The following is an 832-nucleotide window of genomic DNA, read 5'->3' on the forward strand; positions in this document are numbered from 1 at the left end:
CGGTCCGGTCCAGGCGCACATCGCGAAACCCGACCCGCCCCGTCCACTCTTCCAACGTCGCCCCGCTCTCCCCGGTCTCGCCGGCCTTCCCGGGTTCGCCGGTGTGTTCGGAGAGGTGGACGGTCAGGTCGTAGCGGTCCTGGGCGCCGTAGCCGCGCGGCCACCACAGCCGGGGGGCGGGCACCCGCAGCGCCAGCACGGCCTCGCGCTCGCCTGCGGCCAGCACCGTCTCCACCACGACCCCGGCCACCTGTGCGGTGAGTGTGAGGGGCGCGTCGCCGGTGCGCTCGAGGGTGACGTGTACCTCGACGCGCCCGTCCGGCCCGTCGGTGCACACCAGCGGCCGTACCGACGCCAGCCGGGCCCCGCTCCAGGAATGCAGGCCGATGGGCCGCCAGATGCCGGAGGTGACCAGGGCCGGGCCCCAGTCCCAGCCGAAGTTGCAGGCCATCTTGCGGATGAACTGGTACGGCGCCGGGTAGCTGCCGGGCCGATCCCCCAGCTCGGCTCTGCGCGCCTCGGCGTAGGCCAGCGGGGAGGCGAAGCGTACCCGTAGCGTGTTCTCGCCCTCGTGCAGCAGTTCCCGTACGGAAAAGCGGTAGGAGCGGTGCTGGTTGGCCGTGGTGGCGATTGCGACGCCGTTGAGCTCGATGGTGGCGACCGTGTCGAGGCCCTCGCAGACCAGGTCGGTGCGCTCGTGGGAGTCGTCGTGCCAGGTGAAGACCGTCTCGTAGTCCCAGCCGGAGCGGCCTATCCAGGTCAGCCGGTTCTCGTTGTCGTCCAGGAACGGGTCCTCGATGAGCCCGGCGGCCAGCAGATCGGTGTGCACGCA

Annotated in this window: 1 protein-coding gene; it reads right to left on the minus strand. The window is 71.6% G+C overall.

What is annotated here, in order from left to right; translation table 11 throughout:
* Positions 1-832 (minus strand): glycosyl hydrolase 2 galactose-binding domain-containing protein (locus ACSDR0_RS50865; protein WP_435296179.1); only part of this gene is annotated, 832 nt, incomplete at both ends.

The organism is Streptosporangium sp. G11, assembly GCF_051192615.1.
Classification (GTDB): Bacteria; Actinomycetota; Actinomycetes; order Streptosporangiales; family Streptosporangiaceae; genus Streptosporangium.